Below are 20,124 nucleotides of genomic sequence, written 5' to 3' on the forward strand. Positions count from 1 at the left end.
TTTACTGCGTCCTGAAAAAACCGTCTGGTTGAATTTCTGTGGATTAAGCCCTGTGAATAACTGCCACTGAGGTCAGTTGATAACAGGGCGTGAAAACTGGATATAACTGCCTCTGTGGATAACCACCCCATTCATCCACAGGCTTAAACCGGTTATCCAAGGGCCTCCTGAGGACCTGATAACAGGGTTTTGAAACTCTGTACACATTGAATAATAAGGCCTGTAGCAATCTATCCACAGAAAGGTCGGTCAGTAAGAATAAGCATTAAAACAAAGGTTTTATAAATTTCTCTCTTTTTTATTCTTTTAACCTCGAGTTCTCCACAGCTGGTTAAATTTTGTGCAAAGGGTTCTTTAGGGAGGGCGAAGTCCCTATACTTGTCGACCAGGTCCAGAAACCTGATCTCAAACTATTCCTGAATACCTACTTAAGCAGGCACGAGGTGCGTGGTGGATTTCCCTTCCCGTTTTGAAGTGATCGTCATCGGCGGCGGTCATGCCGGTACCGAGGCAGCACTGGCCTCAGCACGTATGGGGGCAAAAACCCTGTTGCTGACGCATAACGTGGAAACCCTCGGTGCCATGAGCTGCAACCCGGCCATCGGTGGCATTGGCAAAAGCCATTTGGTCAAGGAAATTGACGCCCTCGGCGGCGCGATGGCCATGGCTACCGATCTGGGCGGCATCCAGTTTCGCGTATTGAACAGCCGCAAAGGTCCGGCCGTACGAGCGACTCGTGCGCAAGCCGACCGTATTCTGTACAAGGCCGCTGTCCGCGAAATTCTGGAAAACCAACCGAACCTGTGGATATTTCAACAGGCCGCTGACGACCTGATCGTCGAGCAGGACCAGGTACGCGGTGTTGTCACGCAAATGGGTCTGCGGTTCTTCGCCGATTCCGTAGTGCTGACCACTGGTACGTTCCTCGGTGGACTTATCCACATCGGTTTGCAGAATTTCTCCGGCGGTCGTGCCGGTGACCCGCCGTCGATTGCCCTGGCACATCGTCTGCGTGAACTGCCGCTGCGTGTCGGTCGCCTGAAAACCGGTACGCCACCGCGCATCGATGGCAAATCTGTGGATTTCTCGGTCATGACCGAGCAACCGGGCGATACGCCGATCCCGGTCATGTCGTTCATGGGCAACAAGGAACAACATCCGCGCCAGGTCAGTTGCTGGATTACCCATACCAACGCCCGCACTCACGAAATCATCGCGGCGAACCTCGACCGTTCGCCGATGTATTCCGCTGCCGGCGAAATCGAGGGCATCGGTCCGCGCTACTGCCCGTCGATCGAAGACAAGATTCATCGCTTTGCCGACAAGGAAAGCCATCAGGTGTTCATCGAGCCGGAAGGCCTGACCACCCATGAGCTGTACCCGAACGGGATATCCACAAGCTTGCCGTTCGACGTGCAATTGCAGATCGTGCAATCGATCCGCGGCATGGAAAACGCGCACATCGTGCGTCCGGGTTATGCGATCGAGTACGACTACTTCGACCCGCGTGACCTGAAATACAGCCTGGAAACCAAAGTCATCGGCGGTCTGTTCTTCGCTGGTCAGATCAACGGCACCACCGGTTACGAAGAAGCTGGTGCGCAAGGTTTGCTCGCCGGGGCCAACGCCGCGCTGCGTGCCAAGGGCAAAGAAGCCTGGTGCCCGCGTCGCGATGAAGCGTACATCGGCGTGCTGGTCGACGACCTGATCACCCTCGGTACCCAAGAGCCGTACCGCATGTTCACTTCCCGTGCCGAGTACCGCCTGATTCTGCGCGAGGACAACGCCGACCTGCGTTTGACCGAAAAAGGTCGTGAACTGGGTCTGGTCGATGACGCGCGTTGGGCGGCCTTCTGCAAGAAACGCGAAAGCATCGAACTCGAAGAGCAGCGCCTGAAGAGCACCTGGGTTCGCCCGGGCACCCAGCAGGGCGATGCGATTGCGGAAAAATTCGGCACGCCGCTGACTCACGAATACAACTTGCTCAACCTCTTGAGCCGTCCGGAAATCGACTACGCTGGTCTGGTCGAAGTGACCGGGCAGGGCGCCGAAGATCCACAGGTCGCCGAACAGGTTGAAATCAAGACCAAATACGCCGGTTACATCGACCGTCAACAGGACGAAATCGCCCGTCTGCGCGCCAGTGAAGACACGAAACTGCCTGTGGATATCGATTACACCAACATTTCCGGTCTCTCCAAGGAGATTCAGAGCAAGCTCGGTGCGACGCGTCCGGAGACGCTCGGCCAGGCTTCGCGGATCCCGGGCGTGACCCCGGCAGCGATTTCGCTGTTGATGATTCATTTGAAAAAACGCGGCGCGGGCCGTCAGTTGGAGCAAAGCGCTTGAGTTCTAAGGTCACTTCGCAACACGCCGAAGAGTTATCCACAGGAGCCCGCGAGCTCGGTGTCAATCTCAACGCAGCCCAGCACGAATTGCTGCTGGGCTACCTGGCCCTGTTGATCAAATGGAACCAGGCCTACAACCTGACTGCAGTTCGCGATCCTGACGAAATGGTTTCGCGGCATTTGCTCGATAGCTTGAGCGTGATGTCGTTCATCGAAAACGGCCGCTGGCTCGATGTCGGCAGTGGCGGCGGCATGCCGGGGATCCCGTTGGCGATCCTGTATCCGCACTCGCAAGTGACCTGTCTGGACAGCAACGGCAAGAAAACCCGCTTCCTGACTCAGGTCAAACTCGAACTCAAACTGGATAACCTGCAAGTTATCCACAGTCGCGTCGAAGCCTTCCAGCCTGCCCAGCCATTCAACGGGATCATTTCCCGGGCTTTCAGCAGTATGGAGAACTTCACCAACTGGACTCGCCACCTCGGCGATGCCGACACGCGCTGGCTGGCAATGAAGGGCGTTCATCCGGCCGATGAGCTGGTAGCATTGCCGGCAGACTTCAAACTCGATAGCGAACACGCCCTGGCCGTACCCGGTTGCCAAGGCCAACGCCATCTGCTGATACTGCGCCGCACGGCATGATTGGGAACACAAGCAAGAATGGCTAAGGTATTCGCGATAGCGAACCAGAAGGGTGGTGTGGGCAAGACCACCACCTGCATCAACCTCGCAGCATCCCTGGTCGCGACCAAGCGCCGGGTGCTGTTGATCGATCTCGATCCACAGGGCAACGCCACCATGGGTAGCGGTGTGGATAAACATGGCCTGGAAAACTCGGTCTACGACCTGCTGATCGGCGAATGCGATCTGGCCCAGGCCATGCACTACTCCGAGCACGGCGGTTATCAACTGCTGCCGGCCAACCGCGACCTGACCGCGGCAGAAGTGGTGCTGCTGGAAATGCAGATGAAGGAAAGCCGTCTGCGCAGCGCGCTGGCGCCGATCCGTGAAAACTACGATTACATTTTGATCGACTGCCCGCCGTCGCTGTCGATGCTCACATTGAACGCACTGGTCGCCGCTGACGGGGTGATTATCCCCATGCAGTGCGAATACTTTGCGCTCGAAGGCTTGAGCGACCTTGTGGATAACATCAAGCGCATCGCCGAACTGCTGAACCCCAACCTCAAGGTCGAAGGTCTGCTGCGCACCATGTACGACCCGCGGCTGAGCCTGATGAACGATGTTTCGGCGCAGCTGAAGGAACACTTTGGCGAGCAGCTGTACGACACGGTGATCCCGCGCAACATCCGCCTGGCTGAAGCACCGAGCTACGGTATGCCGGCACTGGCCTACGACAAGCAATCGCGCGGCGCGCTGGCCTATTTGGCCCTGGCGGGCGAGATGGTTCGCCGTCAGCGCAAAAATTCACGCATCGCCGCTGCCCAGCCAACTTAAGGAATCCCCATGGCCGTCAAGAAACGAGGTCTCGGACGTGGACTGGATGCACTGCTGAGTGGTCCGACCGTCAGCGCGCTGGAAGAACAGGCGGCGCAGGCCGATACCCGTGAACTGCAACATCTGCCGCTGGACCTGCTGCAGCGTGGCAAATACCAGCCACGCCGCGACATGGACCCGCAGGCGCTGGAAGAGCTGGCGCAGTCGATCAAGGCGCAAGGCGTGATGCAGCCGATCGTGGTGCGCCCGATTGGCGGTGGCCGCTTCGAAATCATCGCCGGTGAACGCCGCTGGCGCGCCAGCCAGCAGGCCGGCCAGGAAACCATCCCGGCGATGGTCCGTGATGTGCCGGATGAAACCGCGATCGCCATTGCGCTGATCGAGAACATCCAGCGTGAAGACCTGAACCCGATTGAGGAAGCCGTCGCCTTGCAGCGTCTGCAGCAGGAATTCCAGCTCACTCAACAGCAGGTGGCCGAGGCTGTGGGTAAGTCCCGCGTGACTGTGGCTAACCTGTTGCGACTTATTGCACTGCCGGAAGTCATCAAGACCATGCTGTCCCACGGTGACCTGGAAATGGGTCATGCCCGTGCTTTGCTCGGTCTGCCGGACAATCAGCAGGTGGAAGGGGCGCGACATGTTGTCGCACGCGGCCTGACTGTGCGCCAAACCGAGGCACTGGTTCGCCAGTGGTTGAGTGGCAAACCGGAGCCTGTGGAAGCGGCCAAACCCGACCCGGATATCGCCCGGCTCGAACAGCGTCTGGCCGAGCGCCTAGGCTCTGCGGTGCAGATTCGCCACGGCAAGAAGGGAAAAGGTCAGCTGGTGATCGGTTACAACTCACTCGATGAGCTTCAAGGTGTGCTCGCACACATCCGCTGAAACATTTCCTCATGTAGCGCGCAGTCGGAAATCACTACCTGACAGTTGAATAGGGGCAGAACCGCCCCTATACTCTGCGCGCATTTTGTCGGCACAAATTATGCCAAGTTATTGAATTCTGGCAGCCGACCATTGGAGAGCAAATGTGATGGAAACCCGCAAGCCAAACCGCCTGCCGTTCCATCGCCTGGCGGTTTTTCCGGTGTTGATGGCTCAATTTGTCATTTTGCTCATTGCCGCTTTGGCGCTCTGGCAATGGCACGGAGTCGTTGCCGGATACTCGGGACTTTGCGGAGGCCTGATAGCCTTGCTGCCCAATGTTTATTTCGCTCACAAGGCATTTCGGTTTTCCGGCGCCCGAGCAGCCCAGTCCATCGTCCGGTCATTTTATGCCGGCGAGGCAGGCAAACTGATTTTGACGGCAGTGCTGTTTGCACTGGTGTTTGCAGGTGTGAAGCCATTGGCGCCGATCGCAGTATTCGGCGCTTTCGTGCTGACTCAGTCGGTCAGCTGGTTCGCTCCCCTGCTGATGAGAACAAGACTTTCGAGACCTTAGGGCGTTTGAGGCAACCATGGCAGAAACAACCGCTTCGGGCTATATCCAGCACCACTTGCAGAACCTGACCTTCGGTCAGCTACCTAACGGCGGCTGGGGCTTTGCCCATACCGCAGCAGAAGCCAAGGAAATGGGCTTCTGGGCTTTCCACGTCGATACCCTCGGCTGGTCGGTCGCGCTGGGTCTGATCTTCGTTTTCCTTTTCCGCATGGCGGCAAAGAAAGCAACATCGGGTCAGCCAGGTGCTTTGCAGAACTTCGTTGAAGTATTGGTCGAATTCGTCGATGGCAGCGTGAAAGACAGCTTCCATGGCCGTAGCCCGGTGATTGCACCGCTGGCACTGACCATATTCGTCTGGGTGTTCCTGATGAACGCCGTCGACCTGGTACCGGTCGACTGGATTCCTCAGCTGGCCATCCTGATCACCGGCGACCACCACATCCCGTTCCGTGCCGTGTCGACTACCGACCCGAACGCGACCCTGGGCATGGCGTTCTCGGTTTTCGCACTGATCATTTTCTATAGCATCAAGGTCAAGGGCATCGGCGGCTTCATCGGCGAACTGACCCTGCACCCGTTCGGCAGCAAGAACATCTTCGTTCAGGCCCTGCTGATCCCGGTGAACTTCCTGCTGGAATTCGTGACCCTGATCGCCAAGCCGATCTCTCTGGCCCTGCGTCTGTTCGGCAACATGTATGCCGGCGAGCTGGTGTTCATTCTGATCGCTGTGATGTTCGGCAGCGGCCTGCTCTGGCTGAGTGGCCTGGGCGTTGTTCTGCAGTGGGCGTGGGCTGTGTTCCACATCCTGATCATCACCCTGCAGGCGTTCATCTTCATGATGCTGACCATCGTCTACCTGTCGATGGCGCACGAAGAAAACCATTAAGAGCAGCCTCGGCTGATCTGATGTCCCTCCCGGTCAAACGGGAGGGGGCTCTTAACCGGGCCTCTGAAACGATTTGTTTTACCGCTTTAATCTAAAAAACCTAAACCATACGACGTAAAAGTCGGGAGGAAAGATGGAAACTGTAGTTGGTCTAACCGCTATCGCTGTTGCACTGTTGATCGGCCTGGGCGCACTGGGTACCGCAATTGGTTTCGGCCTGCTGGGCGGCAAGTTCCTGGAAGGCGCAGCGCGTCAGCCAGAAATGGTTCCAATGCTGCAAGTTAAAATGTTCATCGTTGCCGGTCTGCTCGACGCCGTAACCATGATCGGTGTTGGTATCGCTCTGTTCTTCACCTTTGCGAACCCGTTCGTTGGTCAGATCGCTGGCTAATTACCCGGATTCTTCCGAGTAATTTGGTGTGATGGACAACGTAACTGCGAGGTGTTGGCGTGAACATTAATGCGACCCTGATTGGCCAGTCCGTTGCGTTCCTGATTTTTGTACTGTTCTGCATGAAGTTCGTATGGCCTCCGGTCATCGCTGCTCTGCACGAACGTCAAAAGAAGATCGCTGATGGTCTGGACGCTGCCAGCCGTGCAGCTCGCGACCTGGAGTTGGCCCAAGAGAAAGCGGGTCAGCAACTGCGCGAAGCGAAAGCTCAGGCAGCTGAAATCATCGAGCAAGCCAAGAAACGCGGTAACCAGATCGTTGAAGAGGCTGTTGAAAAAGCCCGTATCGACGCTGACCGTGTGAAGGTTCAGGCTCAAGCCGAGATCGAACAGGAACTGAACAGTGTCAAAGACAAGCTGCGCGCCCAAGTGGGCTTGCTGGCTGTCGGCGGCGCCGAGAAGATCCTGGGTGCCACAATCGATCAAAACGCGCACGCAGAGCTGGTTAACCAACTGGCTGCTGAAATCTAAGCGAGGGCGATCATGGCAGAACTGACCACGTTGGCCCGACCTTACGCTAAGGCGGCCTTCGAGCACGCTCAGGCCCACCAGCAACTGGCCAATTGGTCAGCCATGCTCGGCCTGGCTGCAGCGGTGTCGCAAGACGACACCATGCAGCGCGTGCTCAAGGCCCCGCGACTGACGAGCGCAGAAAAGGCCGCCACGTTCATTGACGTGTGCGGCGACAAGTTTGATGCCAAGGCACAGAACTTCATCAATGTCGTTGCCGAAAACGACCGTCTCCCGCTTCTGCCGGAGATCGCCGCTCTGTTCGACCTGTACAAGGCCGAACAAGAGAAGTCGGTAGACGTTGAAGTGACCAGTGCTTTCGCATTGAACCAAGAACAGCAAGACAAACTCGCCAAGGTTCTCAGTGCACGACTCAACCGGGAAGTGCGCCTGCAAGTTGCGGAGGATGCTGCCCTTATAGGTGGTGTCGTTATCCGCGCCGGCGACCTGGTTATCGATGGCTCGATTCGCGGCAAAATCGCGAAACTTGCCGAAGCATTGAAATCTTGAGTTTGAAGGGGCAGCAGAGCAATGCAGCAACTCAATCCTTCCGAAATAAGTGAAATTATCAAGGGCCGCATCGACAAGCTCGATGTGACCTCCCAAGCCCGTAACGAAGGCACTGTCGTCAGCGTATCTGACGGCATCGTGCGGATTCACGGTCTGGCCGACGTCATGTACGGCGAGATGATCGAGTTTCCGGGCGGCGTCTACGGTATGGCCCTCAACCTGGAGCAAGACTCCGTAGGTGCCGTTGTACTGGGCGCATACACCAGTCTGGCTGAAGGCATGAGCGCCAAGTGCACCGGCCGCATCCTCGAAGTTCCGGTTGGTAAGGAACTGCTGGGTCGCGTAGTCGATGCACTGGGTAACCCTGTTGACGGCAAAGGTCCACTGGGCAACACCTTGACCGACGCGGTCGAGAAAGTTGCACCGGGCGTGATCTGGCGTAAGTCGGTAGACCAGCCTGTACAGACTGGCTACAAGGCTGTCGATGCCATGATCCCTGTCGGCCGTGGCCAGCGTGAGCTGATCATCGGTGACCGTCAGATCGGTAAAACCGCTCTGGCGATCGACGCGATCATCAACCAGAAAGACAGCGGCATTTTCTGCGTCTATGTAGCGATCGGTCAGAAGCAATCGACCATCGCCAACGTGGTTCGCAAGCTGGAAGAAAACGGCGCCCTGGCCAACACGATCATCGTGGCAGCCAGTGCTTCGGAATCTCCTGCGCTGCAATTCCTGGCACCGTACTCCGGTTGCACCATGGGTGAATTCTTCCGCGACCGCGGTGAAGACGCGCTGATCGTTTATGACGATCTGTCCAAACAAGCAGTGGCTTACCGCCAGATTTCCCTGCTGCTGCGCCGTCCACCAGGCCGTGAAGCTTACCCAGGCGACGTGTTCTATCTCCACTCCCGTCTGCTGGAGCGCGCATCCCGCGTTTCGGAAGAATACGTAGAGAAGTTCACCAACGGCGCAGTGACCGGCAAAACCGGTTCCCTGACCGCACTGCCGATCATCGAAACCCAGGCTGGCGACGTTTCCGCGTTCGTTCCGACCAACGTGATTTCCATCACCGACGGTCAGATCTTCCTGGAATCGGCCATGTTCAACTCGGGCATCCGCCCTGCAGTGAACGCCGGTGTTTCGGTATCCCGTGTGGGTGGTGCCGCTCAGACCAAGATCATCAAGAAGCTGTCCGGTGGTATCCGTACCGCTCTGGCTCAGTACCGTGAACTGGCGGCATTCGCCCAGTTCGCTTCTGACCTGGACGAAGCGACCCGTAAGCAACTTGAGCATGGTCAGCGCGTTACCGAGCTGATGAAGCAGAAGCAATACGCACCAATGTCGATCGCTGACATGGCGCTGTCGCTGTATGCCGCTGAGCGTGGGTTCCTGACTGACATTGAAATCGCCAAGATCGGCAGCTTCGAACAAGCGCTGATTGCTTTCTTCAACCGCGATCACGCCGATTTGATGGCCAAGATCAACGTTAAAGGTGACTTCAATGACGAAATCGACGCTGGCATGAAAGCCGGTATCGAGAAGTTCAAGGCCACCCAAACCTGGTAAGCCGCAGCGGGAGCCGCAAGGCTCCCGCTTGCTAACCTGATAGGTGTTACATGGCAGGCGCAAAAGAGATTCGCAGTAAGATTGCGAGCATCAAAAGCACGCAAAAAATTACCAGCGCCATGGAAAAAGTGGCGGTGAGCAAAATGCGCAAGGCACAAATGCGCATGGCAGCCAGCCGTCCTTATGCGGAGCGTATCCGCCAGGTAATTGGGCATCTGGCCAACGCCAACCCGGAATACCGCCACCCGTTCATGATCGACCGTGAAGTAAAGCGTGTTGGTTATGTCGTCGTGAGCAGTGACCGTGGTTTGTGCGGCGGCTTGAACACCAACCTGTTCAAGGCCCTGGTCAAGGACATGGCGGTAAACCGCGAAAACGGCGTCGAGATTGATCTGTGTGTAGTCGGTAGCAAGGGTGCGGCCTTTTTCCGCAACTTCGGCGGTAACGTCGTTGCAGCTATCAGCCACCTGGGTGAAGAGCCGTCGATCAATGATCTGATCGGCAGCGTCAAGGTGATGCTGGATGCCTACCTGGAGGGCCGTATCGATCGCCTGTCCGTGGTATCCAACAAGTTCATCAACACCATGACACAACAGCCTACCGTGGAGCAGTTGATTCCACTGGTGGCAACCCCGGATCAAGAACTCAAGCACCACTGGGACTACCTCTACGAACCAGACGCCAAAGAGCTGCTTGACGGCTTGATGGTGCGCTACGTGGAGTCGCAGGTGTACCAGGCGGTGGTCGAGAACAACGCAGCTGAACAAGCTGCGCGGATGATCGCGATGAAGAACGCTACCGACAACGCCGGTGATTTGATCAGCGATTTGCAGCTGATCTACAACAAGGCGCGTCAGGCTGCGATCACCCAAGAGATCTCGGAAATCGTCGGCGGCGCTGCCGCGGTTTAACGGTTCAAATATTCAGAGGATCCAGCTATGAGTAGCGGACGTATCGTTCAAATCATCGGCGCCGTTATCGACGTGGAATTTCCACGCGACAGCGTACCGAGCATCTACAACGCGCTGAAAGTAGTCAGCGCGGCCGAAACCACTCTGGAAGTTCAGCAACAGCTGGGCGACGGCGTGGTTCGTACCATTGCGATGGGTTCCACCGAGGGCTTGAAGCGCGGTCTGGAAGTTACCGATTCCGGCGCAGCCATCTCCGTACCGGTCGGTAAAGCGACTCTGGGCCGGATCATGGACGTTCTGGGTAACCCGATCGACGAAGCCGGTCCAATCGACACCGAAGAGCGCTGGGGCATTCACCGCGCAGCACCTTCGTTCGCTGAGCAAGCAGGCGGCAACGACCTGCTGGAAACCGGCATCAAGGTTATCGACCTGGTTTGCCCGTTCGCCAAAGGCGGTAAAGTCGGTCTGTTCGGTGGTGCCGGTGTAGGCAAAACCGTAAACATGATGGAACTGATCCGTAACATCGCCATCGAGCACAGCGGTTATTCCGTGTTCGCCGGTGTGGGTGAGCGTACTCGTGAGGGTAACGACTTCTACCACGAGATGAAGGACTCCAACGTTCTGGACAAAGTGGCACTGGTTTACGGTCAGATGAACGAGCCGCCGGGAAACCGTCTGCGCGTAGCCCTGACCGGCCTGACCATGGCCGAGAAGTTCCGTGACGAAGGTAACGACGTTCTGCTGTTCGTCGACAACATCTACCGTTACACCCTGGCCGGTACCGAAGTATCCGCACTGCTGGGCCGTATGCCTTCGGCAGTAGGTTACCAGCCGACCCTGGCTGAAGAGATGGGCGTTCTGCAAGAACGTATCACTTCGACCAAAGAAGGTTCGATCACCTCGATCCAGGCGGTATACGTACCTGCGGACGACTTGACCGACCCGTCGCCAGCGACCACCTTCGCCCACTTGGACGCCACCGTCGTTCTGTCCCGTGACATCGCTTCCCTGGGTATCTACCCAGCGGTAGATCCACTGGATTCGACTTCGCGCCAGCTGGATCCGAACGTAATCGGTCAGGACCACTACGACACCGCTCGCGGCGTTCAGTACGTTCTGCAACGTTACAAAGAGCTGAAAGACATCATCGCGATCCTGGGTATGGACGAGCTGTCGGAAGCCGACAAACAGTTGGTTAACCGTGCTCGTAAGATCCAACGCTTCTTGTCGCAGCCGTTCTTCGTGGCTGAAGTCTTCACCGGTGCTTCGGGTAAATACGTTTCCCTGAAAGACACCATTGCTGGCTTCAAAGGCATCCTCAACGGTGACTACGACCACCTGCCAGAACAAGCGTTCTACATGGTTGGCGGCATCGAAGAAGCGATCGAGAAAGCCAAGAAACTGTAATCCCGGCGCCCGGCAACGGGCGCTAATTTAGGTTGAGGCAATCAGATGGCTATGACAGTCCATTGCGATATCGTCAGCGCGGAAGGGGAAATCTTTTCCGGCCTGGTCGAGATGGTGATTGCGCACGGTGCACTGGGTGATCTTGGTATCGCTCTGGGTCACGCGCCGTTGATCACTAATCTGAAGCCAGGTCCGATCCGCCTGATCAAGCAAGGCGGGGAAGCCGAGGTGTTCTACATCTCCGGTGGTTTCCTCGAGGTTCAGCCGAACATGGTCAAGGTGCTTGCCGATACCGTGCAACGTGCCGCCGACCTGGATGAAGCTCAAGCCCAGGCAGCTCTCAAGGCTGCCGAAGCTGCTCTGCACGAGAAGAGCGCAGATTTCGACTACGGAGCTGCGTCCGCACGTCTGGCCGAGGCTGCAGCTCAGCTGCGCACCGTCCAGCAGATCCGCAAGAAGTTTGGCGGTTAATCCGTCAGCCACTTGTTGTGCGATTGATAAAAAAGGGTAGCCTCGGCTACCCTTTTTTATTTTCCGATTTTTACAACCCGGTCGCAGTTGCTGACCACCCAGGATTGGTAGCCAGTCATGTCTCTCGAAATCGTTATCCTCGCGGCCGGTCAAGGCACCCGTATGCGTTCGGCGTTGCCGAAAGTGCTGCACCCGGTAGCCGGCAATTCCATGCTTGGGCATGTTATCCACAGCGCACGGCAGCTCGATCCACAGCGCATTCATGTGGTGATCGGCCACGGTGCCGATGTGGTGCGTGAGCGTCTGGCGGCTGACGATTTGAATTTCGTGCTGCAGGACAAGCAATTGGGCACTGGTCATGCAACGGCTCAGGCTGTGCCGTTCATCAGCGCCGACACGGTGTTGATCCTCTATGGTGACGTGCCATTGATCGAGGTCGAAACCCTGCAGCGCCTGCTTAAACATGTCGTACCGGGGCAGATGGGCCTGTTGACCGTCGAGCTGGAAGATCCGACCGGTTACGGCCGCATCGTGCGTGATGCTGACGGCAAGGTCGCAGCCATCGTTGAGCACAAAGATGCCAGCGAAGCCCAGCGCGCAATCACCGAAGGCAACACCGGCATCCTCGCCGTCCCGGCCAATCGTCTGGCCGACTGGATGAGCCGCCTGTCGAACAACAATGCCCAGGGCGAGTACTACTTGACCGACGTGATCGAAATGGCGGTCAGCGATGGTTTGGTGGTGGCCACTGAACAACCGCACGACCCGATGGAAGTGCAGGGCGCCAATGATCGTAAGCAACTCTCCGAGCTGGAGCGGCATTACCAGTTGCGCGCCGGTCGCCGTCTGATGGCGCAAGGCGTGACCCTGCGTGACCCGGCGCGTTTCGATGTGCGTGGCGAAGTCACCGTCGGTCGTGATGTGCTGATCGACGTCAACGTGATTCTCGAAGGCAATGTTGTCATCGAAGACGACGTGGTGATCGGCCCGAACTGCGTGATCAAGGACAGCACCCTGCGCAAAGGCGTGGTGATCAAAGCCAACAGCCACATCGAAGGCGCGATTCTTGGCGAAAGCAGCGATGCCGGTCCGTTCGCCCGTCTGCGTCCAGGTACCGTTCTGGAAGCGCGCGCGCATGTGGGTAACTTTGTCGAACTGAAAAACGCGCGCATGGGCGAGGGCGCCAAGGCCGGGCATCTGACCTATCTGGGCGACGCGGAAATCGGCGCCCGCACCAACATTGGCGCGGGTACCATTACCTGCAATTACGATGGCGCCAACAAGTGGAAAACCGTGTTGGGCGAGGACGTGTTCATCGGCTCCAACAATTCGTTGGTGGCACCTGTGGATATCTCGTCCGGGGCAACCACCGCGGCTGGTTCGACCATCACCCAGAATGTGGATAACGCGCAGTTGGCCGTTGGTCGGGCGCGGCAGAAAAATATTGATGGCTGGAAGCGGCCGGAGAAGATCAAGAAAGGCTGAGTTATCCACAGCTGCACTTAATGCTTGAATCCAAATGTGGGAGCGGGCTTGCTCGCGAATGCGGTGTTTCAGTTTCACATTTCAGTGACTGACCTCCGCATTCGCGAGCAAGCCCGCTCCCATATTCGTCTGTGTCGTTTCTAAAATTTTCGATCTGTCGCTTGACGATTTATGGCCGATAGGTTTTGATTGCTTCCGTTATCTTTCGAATCGAAACTTAAACCGCCATGTCGAAACGCAACACACCCCAGCGCCGGCACAACATCCTCGCCTTGCTAAATGAGCAGGGCGAAGTCAGTGTGGATGAACTGGCCAAGCGCTTCGAAACTTCTGAAGTTACGATTCGCAAGGATCTGGCCGCACTGGAAAGCCATGGTCTGTTGCTGCGCCGTTACGGCGGGGCGATCACCATGCCGCAGGAACTGGTCGCGGAACCTGGCCAAAGCGTTTCGAAGTACAAACAGGCGATTGCCCGCGCCGCCGTCAAACGCATCCGCGAGCACGCCCGCATCATTATCGACAGCGGCAGCACCACTGCGGCGATGATTCCCGAGCTTGGCCAGCAGCCGGGTCTGGTGGTGATGACCAACTCCCTGCACGTGGCCAACGCCTTGAGCGAACTCGAACACGAGCCGGTGCTGCTGATGACCGGCGGCACCTGGGATCCGCATTCGGAGTCCTTCCAGGGCCAGGTCGCCGAGCAGGTACTACGCTCTTACGACTTCGACCAGTTGTTTATCGGCGCCGATGGCATCGATCTGGTGCGCGGTACCACCACATTCAACGAGTTGCTCGGTTTGAGCCGGGTGATGGCGGACGTGGCGCGGGAAGTGATCGTGATGGTCGAGGCCGACAAGATCGGTCGCAAGATTCCCAACCTGGAGCTGCCGTGGAGCAGCGTCCATACCCTCATTACCGATGATCGCCTGCCTGAAGATGCGCGCGATCAGATTCAGGCCCGCGGTATCAGCGTGATTTGCGCGGCTGTCAGTCAGGAGAAATAAGCATGTGTGGAATTGTCGGCGCAGTAGCTGAACGTAATATCACCGCCATCCTGCTTGAAGGCCTCAAGCGCCTTGAATACCGCGGCTATGACAGCGCCGGTGTGGCAGTTTTCACCAACGATGAAAAGCTCGAGCGCATGCGCCGTCCGGGCAAGGTCAGCGAGCTGGAAGCGGCGCTGGCCGCACAGCCGCTGGTCGGCCGTCTCGGTATCGCCCACACCCGTTGGGCGACCCACGGTGCACCGTGCGAGCGTAACGCGCACCCGCATTTCTCCGGTGATATCGCTGTGGTGCACAACGGCATCATCGAGAACCACGAAGCCCTGCGTGAGCAACTGAAAGCGCTGGGTTACGTGTTCACTTCGGACACCGACACCGAAGTCATCGCGCACCTGCTGAGCCACAAACTCAAGGATCAGCCTGACCTGACCGTCGCGCTCAAAGCCACCGTCAAGGAACTGCACGGCGCCTACGGTCTGGCGGTGATCAACGCACAACAGCCGGATCGTCTGGTTGCCGCACGCAGTGGCAGCCCGTTGGTGATCGGTCTGGGCCTGGGTGAGAACTTCCTCGCGTCCGACCAATTGGCCCTGCGTCAGGTCACTGACCGCTTCATGTACCTGGAAGAGGGCGATATCGCCGAAATTCGCCGCGATAACGTGCAGATCTGGGACGTCAACGGCAACGCCGTCGAGCGCCAGACCGTGCAGTACAGCGATGGTGCCGAAGCCGCTGACAAGGGCGAGTTCCGCCACTACATGCTCAAGGAAATCCATGAGCAACCATCCGTTGTCCAACGCACCCTCGAAGGCCGTCTGAGTCCGAATCAGGTGCTGGTGCAGGCCTTCGGTCCACAGGCTGCCGAACTGTTCGCCAAAGTGCGCAATGTGCAGATTGTCGCCTGCGGTACCAGCTACCACGCCGGTATGGTCGCGCGTTACTGGCTCGAAGAACTGGCCGGTATCCCGTGCCAGGTCGAAGTCGCCAGCGAATTCCGCTACCGCAAGGTGGTGGTGCAGCCGGATACCCTGTTCGTCACCATCTCGCAGTCCGGCGAAACCGCCGACACCCTGGCCGCGCTGCGCAACGCCAAAGAGCTGGGCTTCCTCGCCAGCCTGGCGATCTGCAACGTCGGCATCAGCTCGCTGGTGCGTGAATCCGACCTGACGCTGCTGACCCAGGCCGGTCGCGAAATCGGCGTAGCCTCGACCAAGGCGTTCACCACGCAACTGGTCGGCCTGTTGCTGCTGACCCTGTCGCTGGGTCAGGTACGCGGCACGCTCGGCAAAGGCGTTGAAGCCACGCTGGTGGAAGAGTTGCGTCGCCTGCCGACCCGTCTCGGCGAAGCGCTGGCGATGGACAGCACCGTGGAAAAAATCGCCGAACTGTTCGCCGAGAAGAATCACACCCTGTTCCTCGGCCGTGGCGCGCAGTTCCCGGTCGCAATGGAGGGCGCCTTGAAACTCAAGGAAATCTCCTACATCCACGCCGAAGCCTATCCGGCTGGGGAACTGAAGCACGGCCCTCTGGCGCTTGTGGATAACGACATGCCGGTGGTCACCGTGGCGCCGAACAACGAACTGCTGGAGAAGCTCAAGTCCAACCTGCAGGAAGTCCGTGCCCGTGGTGGTGAACTGATCGTATTCGCTGACGAGAAAGCCGGGATGACCAACGGCGAAGGCACCCACGTGGTGCAGATGCCGCACATCCACGACATCCTTTCGCCGATCTTGTACACCGTCCCGCTCCAGCTGCTGTCGTACTACGTCGCCGTGCTCAAGGGCACCGACGTCGACCAGCCGCGCAACCTGGCGAAGTCGGTGACGGTGGAATAAGTTATCCACAGCTGACATTGACCCGCAAAAATCGCAGCCTCGGCTGCGATTTTTGTATCTGAATCGAGGACATCCATGGACCGCTTCCAGGAAATGCAGATCTTCGCCACCGTGGCCCAGGAGCAGGGCTTCTCGGCGGCGGCGCGGCGTCTTGGCTTGTCCGCGGCCAGTGTCACCCGCGCCGTGGCGGCGCTGGAGCAGCGCATCGGTACACAGTTGCTGATTCGCACGACACGCACTGTGCACCTCAGCGAGGCCGGTCAGCGTTATCTGGAAGACTGTCGGAGAATTCTCGCCGAGGTGCAGGAAGCCGAGGATTCGGCGGCCGGCAGTCATGCCCAGCCGCGTGGGCAATTGACGGTGACCGCGCCGGTATTGTTCGGCGAGCTGTTTGTCACACCGCTGATGGCGGCTTATCTGACGCAATACCCGGATGTTTCGATCAATGCGCTGTTGGTCGATCGGGTGGTGAGCATGGTCGAGGAGGGCATCGATGTCGCGGTACGCATTGGTGAGTTACCGGACAGCAATCAGCACGCGATCCGGGTCGGCGAGGTGCGGCGGGTGATCTGTGGTTCGCCGGACTATCTGGCTCGACACGGCCGTCCCGCGCATCCGCATGCACTGGCCGGTGCACCGGTGGTGACGACGTCGGCCATCGGCCAGTTGCGCAACTGGCCGTTTGTGGATCAGGGCGAAGCGCTTAGCGTGCGACCCGAGCCTCGGCTGGTGGTCACCGCCAACCAGGCGGCGATTACTGCGGCCTGCCTGGGGTTGGGACTGACCCGGGTGTTGTCCTATCAGGTCGCCGGCAAGGTGGCCTGCGGTGAACTGGAAATTGTCCTCGCCGATTTCGAACTGCCGCCGCTGCCGATTCATGTGGTGTATCAGGGCGGGCGCAAGGCACCGGCTCGGGTGCGCAGTTTTGTCGACCACGCGGTGAAGGTGCTGCGAGAACATCCGGCGCTGCAGAACGCGGCGTTATTTCATCCAGTGAAATAATTGATTGTGATTGCTGGTGATTCTGTTGCTTTGAAGATGGGTGGAAGATGGCCTCCATCGGCGCTGCCATCCCGAACGGCGCCCTCTCCAGCGGAGTCGACCATGCAAGCGATCAAACTCTACAACTTCCCGCGTTCCGGCCACGCCCATCGGGTGGAGCTGATGTTGTCCCTGCTGCAACTGCCGACTGAACTGATCCTGGTCGATCTGGCCAAGGGCGAGCACAAGCAGGCGCCGTATCTGGCAATCAACAGTTTTGGCCAGGTGCCGGCGATTGACGACGGCGGTGTGGTGCTGGCCGACTCCAACGCGATTCTGGTGTATCTGGCGCTCAAGTACGGCAATGGCCGCTGGCTGCCGACCGATCCGGTCGCTGCAGCACGGGTGCAGCGCTGGTTGTCGGCCGCTGCAGGGCCGATTGCTTTCGGACCTGCTGCTGCACGATTGGTGACGGTGTTTGGCGCACAGTTGAATGCTGAAGAAGCGATTACCCGTGCGCACAACCTGCTCAAAGTGATGGAGGTGGAACTGGGCAAGACCACTTACCTGGCCGGCAGCGAACCCACCATCGCTGACGTGTCCGCCTACAGCTACATCGCCCATGCGCCGGAAGGCAACGTGTCGCTGGACGGCTACGCCAACGTGCGTGCCTGGCTGGCGCGTGTCGAAGCCTTGCCCGGTTTTGTCGGCATGCCGCGCACGGTCGCTGGTCTGCAAAAGACTGCCTGAGGTTCAGCCCTGATCTGATCGAGTTATCCACAATGCGCCGGCGGCGCGGGGAGAGGCGTGATGGAACGTTCACCGTGGCACGCTGGCGAGCAACAACTGCAGGCCCATGTCGGCGTTGCCGAGCGCATGGAGGCCTTCGGCCGAAAAGTGATTCGTGACTGGATGCCGGATCAGCACCGCGCATTTTATGAGCAGTTACCGTTCATGCTGTACGGCGCGGTCGATACCGACGGGCGTCCATGGGCCAGCGTGCTCGAAGGCGCGCCGGGGTTTGCTCATTCGCCTGATCCCGAGCACCTCCATTTCGCCAGCCAACCCGCTGCCGATGATCCGGCGCAATTGCGCAATGGCGAGCCGATCGGGTTGCTCGGCATTGAATTGCATACCCGCCGCCGCAATCGCCTCAACGGTCATGTCGACAATCTGACCGTGCAGGGTTTCGAGGTGAGCGTGGATCAGGCTTTCGGCAACTGTCCGCAATACATTCAACTGCGCCAGTTCCAGCGCGTGCCGCTGAGCGATCCGCAGACGCGGCCAGCGCAGCACGACGACGGTCTTGATGACGCAGCCAGAGCCATGATCGAAGGCGCCGATACCTTCTTTGTCGCCAGTTACGTCGATGTGGACGGACAACGTGCGGTGGATGTTTCCCATCGTGGCGGGCAGGCCGGGTTTGTCCGGGTTGAAGGTAATCGTCTGACCATCCCGGATTTTGCCGGCAACCTGCACTTCAACACGCTCGGCAACCTGCTGCTCAATCCCAAGGCCGGCCTGCTGTTCATCGACTTTTCCACAGGCGATGTGCTGCAACTGAGCGGGCGGACCGAAATCATCCTCGACGGGCCGCAGATCGAAGCGTTCCAAGGCGCCGAGCGCCTCTGGACATTCGAGGTAGAGAGACTGGTGCGGCGCCCGGCGGCACTGGCCCTGCGCTGGCGCTTCGACGGCATGTCGCCCACCAGTCTGCTGACCGGCACCTGGGCCCAGGCCGATGCACGCTTGCAGGCCAAAGCGCTGGGTGACCGCTGGCGGCCGCTGCGGGTGACCCGCATCGAAAGGGAGAGCCAGCACATCCGCTCGATCTATCTGCAACCAGACGATGGCGCAGGGATGCCGGTGTTTCAGGCTGGCCAGCATCTGCCGTTGCGTTTCACTCTGGATGGTGAAACGCATATTCGCACTTATAGCCTGTCGAGTGCGCCATCGGATGATTTCCTGCGCATCAGTGTGAAACGCGAGGGCCTGGTTTCAGGCCACTTGCACCAGCAGGTCCGGGTCGGCGATGTCCTTGAGGCACGGGCGCCACAGGGGCACTTCACGGTGGCGCCACTGGAACACCGGCCGCTGGTGCTGCTGGCGGCGGGGGTTGGCATCACGCCGTTGCTGTCGATGCTGCGTGAGGTGGTGTACCAAGGTCTGCGCACCCGGCGGATTCGGCCGACGTGGTTGCTGCAGAGTTCGCGCAGCCTGGCCGATCAGCCGTTTCGCGAGGAACTCGATCGCGTGCTGGAAAGTGCTGGCGATGCGGTACGGGTGATTCGCCTGCTCAGTCAGCCGGAGGCCGACGTGCATGAAGGCGAAGATTTCGACCGCCATGGGCGCATTGATCGGGCACTGCTGCGTGATCTGCTGGAGGTCGAGGATTACGACCAGATCGATTTTGCTGTCTGTGGGCCCGGCGCTTTTACCCAAAGTGTCTACGACAGTCTGCGCGAGCTGGACATTCGCGACGCGCGGATCCATGCCGAGACCTTCGGCCCGTCGACGCTCAAGCGCCAGCCGGACCCGGATGCGGTGGTCGTCGAGCAACCACCGGCCGCCATCACGTCAGTGCCGGTGATGTTCGAGCGTTCGGCCAAAGAGGCGCGCTGGCAGCCGGACGGCGGCAGTCTGCTGGAGCTCGCAGAAAGCCGTGGCCTGCGCCCCGAGTTCAGTTGCCGGGGAGGTTCGTGCGGCACCTGCAAGACACGTCTGGTCAGTGGCGCGGTGAATTATCCACAGCCCCCGGCAGACCTGCCGGAAGCGGGGCAGGTGCTGATTTGTTGCGCGGTGCCGGCGCAGAGCGAGCAATTGCTGGTGCTGGATCTCTAACGGCTCATTTGAAATCACTACAC

Annotated in this window: 19 protein-coding genes; all 19 read left to right on the forward strand. The window is 58.8% G+C overall.

Annotation, left to right across the window (positions count from 1 at the left end):
• Positions 1–450 precede the first annotated feature (450 nt).
• The 19 genes from mnmG (at position 451) to AC3WMV_RS11820 (ending at position 20,101) form a co-directional block, all read left to right on the forward strand.
• Complete coding sequence (mnmG, locus tag AC3WMV_RS11730) at positions 451–2,349, forward strand: tRNA uridine-5-carboxymethylaminomethyl(34) synthesis enzyme MnmG (protein WP_007960775.1); 1,899 nt, start codon at positions 451–453, stop codon at positions 2,347–2,349.
• Entirely contained in the window at positions 2,346–2,990 is a 645-nt protein-coding gene (gene rsmG / locus AC3WMV_RS11735) for a 16S rRNA (guanine(527)-N(7))-methyltransferase RsmG (RefSeq protein WP_103367971.1), read from the forward strand. The genes mnmG and rsmG overlap by 4 nt, the downstream gene beginning before the upstream one ends.
• 18 nt (positions 2,991–3,008) lie before the next feature.
• Positions 3,009–3,806 carry a ParA family protein gene (locus AC3WMV_RS11740; protein WP_003229787.1) on the forward strand — a complete coding sequence of 266 codons (798 nt, stop codon included), beginning with the start codon at positions 3,009–3,011 and terminating at the stop codon, positions 3,804–3,806.
• A gap of 9 nt (positions 3,807–3,815) precedes the next feature.
• Complete coding sequence (locus AC3WMV_RS11745; RefSeq protein WP_007960777.1) at positions 3,816–4,688, forward strand: ParB/RepB/Spo0J family partition protein; 873 nt, start codon at positions 3,816–3,818, stop codon at positions 4,686–4,688.
• A gap of 148 nt (positions 4,689–4,836) precedes the next feature.
• On the forward strand, positions 4,837–5,244 hold the full coding sequence (locus AC3WMV_RS11750; RefSeq protein WP_003229783.1) for a F0F1 ATP synthase subunit I: 408 nt from the start codon (positions 4,837–4,839) through the stop codon (positions 5,242–5,244).
• A gap of 16 nt (positions 5,245–5,260) precedes the next feature.
• Entirely contained in the window at positions 5,261–6,130 is an 870-nt protein-coding gene (gene atpB, locus AC3WMV_RS11755; RefSeq protein ID WP_007960779.1) for a F0F1 ATP synthase subunit A, read from the forward strand.
• Positions 6,131–6,263: 133 nt separating this feature from the next.
• Positions 6,264–6,521, forward strand: coding sequence for a F0F1 ATP synthase subunit C (gene atpE / locus AC3WMV_RS11760; protein ID WP_003097235.1), 258 nt, complete (start codon positions 6,264–6,266; stop codon positions 6,519–6,521).
• 59 nt (positions 6,522–6,580) lie between these two features.
• Positions 6,581–7,051 (forward strand): F0F1 ATP synthase subunit B, encoded by a 471-nt coding sequence (locus AC3WMV_RS11765; protein ID WP_011336718.1) that lies wholly within the window; start codon positions 6,581–6,583, stop codon positions 7,049–7,051.
• 12 nt (positions 7,052–7,063) lie between these two features.
• Positions 7,064–7,600 carry a F0F1 ATP synthase subunit delta gene (locus AC3WMV_RS11770; protein WP_007911956.1) on the forward strand — a complete coding sequence of 179 codons (537 nt, stop codon included), beginning with the start codon at positions 7,064–7,066 and terminating at the stop codon, positions 7,598–7,600.
• Between the two features lie 21 nt (positions 7,601–7,621).
• Positions 7,622–9,166, forward strand: a complete 1,545-nt coding sequence (gene atpA / locus AC3WMV_RS11775) for a F0F1 ATP synthase subunit alpha (protein ID WP_047596971.1) — start codon at positions 7,622–7,624, stop codon at positions 9,164–9,166.
• Between the two features lie 50 nt (positions 9,167–9,216).
• Complete coding sequence (gene atpG, locus AC3WMV_RS11780) at positions 9,217–10,077, forward strand: F0F1 ATP synthase subunit gamma (protein ID WP_010565870.1); 861 nt, start codon at positions 9,217–9,219, stop codon at positions 10,075–10,077.
• A 27-nt stretch (positions 10,078–10,104) separates the two neighbouring features.
• On the forward strand, positions 10,105–11,484 hold the full coding sequence (gene atpD / locus AC3WMV_RS11785) for a F0F1 ATP synthase subunit beta (protein WP_027610292.1): 1,380 nt from the start codon (positions 10,105–10,107) through the stop codon (positions 11,482–11,484).
• A gap of 45 nt (positions 11,485–11,529) precedes the next feature.
• Positions 11,530–11,955 carry a F0F1 ATP synthase subunit epsilon gene (locus tag AC3WMV_RS11790; RefSeq protein WP_007954164.1) on the forward strand — a complete coding sequence of 142 codons (426 nt, stop codon included), beginning with the start codon at positions 11,530–11,532 and terminating at the stop codon, positions 11,953–11,955.
• A gap of 117 nt (positions 11,956–12,072) precedes the next feature.
• The gene (gene glmU, locus AC3WMV_RS11795; protein WP_103367970.1) at positions 12,073–13,440 is read left to right on the forward strand and encodes a bifunctional UDP-N-acetylglucosamine diphosphorylase/glucosamine-1-phosphate N-acetyltransferase GlmU; all 1,368 of its coding nucleotides are present in this window, start codon (positions 12,073–12,075) and stop codon (positions 13,438–13,440) included.
• 227 nt (positions 13,441–13,667) lie between these two features.
• Positions 13,668–14,444 carry a DeoR/GlpR family DNA-binding transcription regulator gene (locus AC3WMV_RS11800; RefSeq protein WP_027610294.1) on the forward strand — a complete coding sequence of 259 codons (777 nt, stop codon included), beginning with the start codon at positions 13,668–13,670 and terminating at the stop codon, positions 14,442–14,444.
• A gap of 2 nt (positions 14,445–14,446) precedes the next feature.
• Positions 14,447–16,279, forward strand: a complete 1,833-nt coding sequence (gene glmS / locus AC3WMV_RS11805) for a glutamine--fructose-6-phosphate transaminase (isomerizing) (protein ID WP_096795460.1) — start codon at positions 14,447–14,449, stop codon at positions 16,277–16,279.
• Between the two features lie 75 nt (positions 16,280–16,354).
• Positions 16,355–17,281: a LysR family transcriptional regulator gene (locus AC3WMV_RS11810; RefSeq protein WP_103367969.1), complete on the forward strand. Its 927-nt coding sequence runs from the start codon at positions 16,355–16,357 to the stop codon at positions 17,279–17,281.
• Between the two features lie 102 nt (positions 17,282–17,383).
• Positions 17,384–18,010 carry a glutathione S-transferase family protein gene (locus AC3WMV_RS11815; RefSeq protein WP_103367968.1) on the forward strand — a complete coding sequence of 209 codons (627 nt, stop codon included), beginning with the start codon at positions 17,384–17,386 and terminating at the stop codon, positions 18,008–18,010.
• Between the two features lie 60 nt (positions 18,011–18,070).
• Complete coding sequence (locus AC3WMV_RS11820) at positions 18,071–20,101, forward strand: pyridoxamine 5'-phosphate oxidase family protein (protein WP_096795457.1); 2,031 nt, start codon at positions 18,071–18,073, stop codon at positions 20,099–20,101.
• Positions 20,102–20,124: the final 23 nt, after the last annotated feature.

The organism is Pseudomonas sp. FW305-3-2-15-E-TSA4, assembly GCF_058787295.1.

What these genes read in the sequence shown, in the direction of transcription:
- glmS (WP_096795460.1), top strand. Translation starts at nt 14,447, where the DNA reads ATGTGTGGAATTGTCGGCGCAGTAGCTGAACGTAATATCACCGCCATC.
- AC3WMV_RS11750 (WP_003229783.1), top strand. Translation starts at nt 4,837, where the DNA reads ATGGAAACCCGCAAGCCAAACCGCCTGCCGTTCCATCGCCTGGCGGTT.
- atpD (WP_027610292.1), top strand. Translation starts at nt 10,105, where the DNA reads ATGAGTAGCGGACGTATCGTTCAAATCATCGGCGCCGTTATCGACGTG.
- atpA (WP_047596971.1), top strand. Translation starts at nt 7,622, where the DNA reads ATGCAGCAACTCAATCCTTCCGAAATAAGTGAAATTATCAAGGGCCGC.
- AC3WMV_RS11740 (WP_003229787.1), top strand. Translation starts at nt 3,009, where the DNA reads ATGGCTAAGGTATTCGCGATAGCGAACCAGAAGGGTGGTGTGGGCAAG.
- atpE (WP_003097235.1), top strand. Translation starts at nt 6,264, where the DNA reads ATGGAAACTGTAGTTGGTCTAACCGCTATCGCTGTTGCACTGTTGATC.
- atpG (WP_010565870.1), top strand. Translation starts at nt 9,217, where the DNA reads ATGGCAGGCGCAAAAGAGATTCGCAGTAAGATTGCGAGCATCAAAAGC.
- AC3WMV_RS11800 (WP_027610294.1), top strand. Translation starts at nt 13,668, where the DNA reads ATGTCGAAACGCAACACACCCCAGCGCCGGCACAACATCCTCGCCTTG.
- AC3WMV_RS11770 (WP_007911956.1), top strand. Translation starts at nt 7,064, where the DNA reads ATGGCAGAACTGACCACGTTGGCCCGACCTTACGCTAAGGCGGCCTTC.
- AC3WMV_RS11810 (WP_103367969.1), top strand. Translation starts at nt 16,355, where the DNA reads ATGGACCGCTTCCAGGAAATGCAGATCTTCGCCACCGTGGCCCAGGAG.
- AC3WMV_RS11815 (WP_103367968.1), top strand. Translation starts at nt 17,384, where the DNA reads ATGCAAGCGATCAAACTCTACAACTTCCCGCGTTCCGGCCACGCCCAT.
- AC3WMV_RS11790 (WP_007954164.1), top strand. Translation starts at nt 11,530, where the DNA reads ATGGCTATGACAGTCCATTGCGATATCGTCAGCGCGGAAGGGGAAATC.
- AC3WMV_RS11745 (WP_007960777.1), top strand. Translation starts at nt 3,816, where the DNA reads ATGGCCGTCAAGAAACGAGGTCTCGGACGTGGACTGGATGCACTGCTG.
- atpB (WP_007960779.1), top strand. Translation starts at nt 5,261, where the DNA reads ATGGCAGAAACAACCGCTTCGGGCTATATCCAGCACCACTTGCAGAAC.
- glmU (WP_103367970.1), top strand. Translation starts at nt 12,073, where the DNA reads ATGTCTCTCGAAATCGTTATCCTCGCGGCCGGTCAAGGCACCCGTATG.
- AC3WMV_RS11820 (WP_096795457.1), top strand. Translation starts at nt 18,071, where the DNA reads ATGGAACGTTCACCGTGGCACGCTGGCGAGCAACAACTGCAGGCCCAT.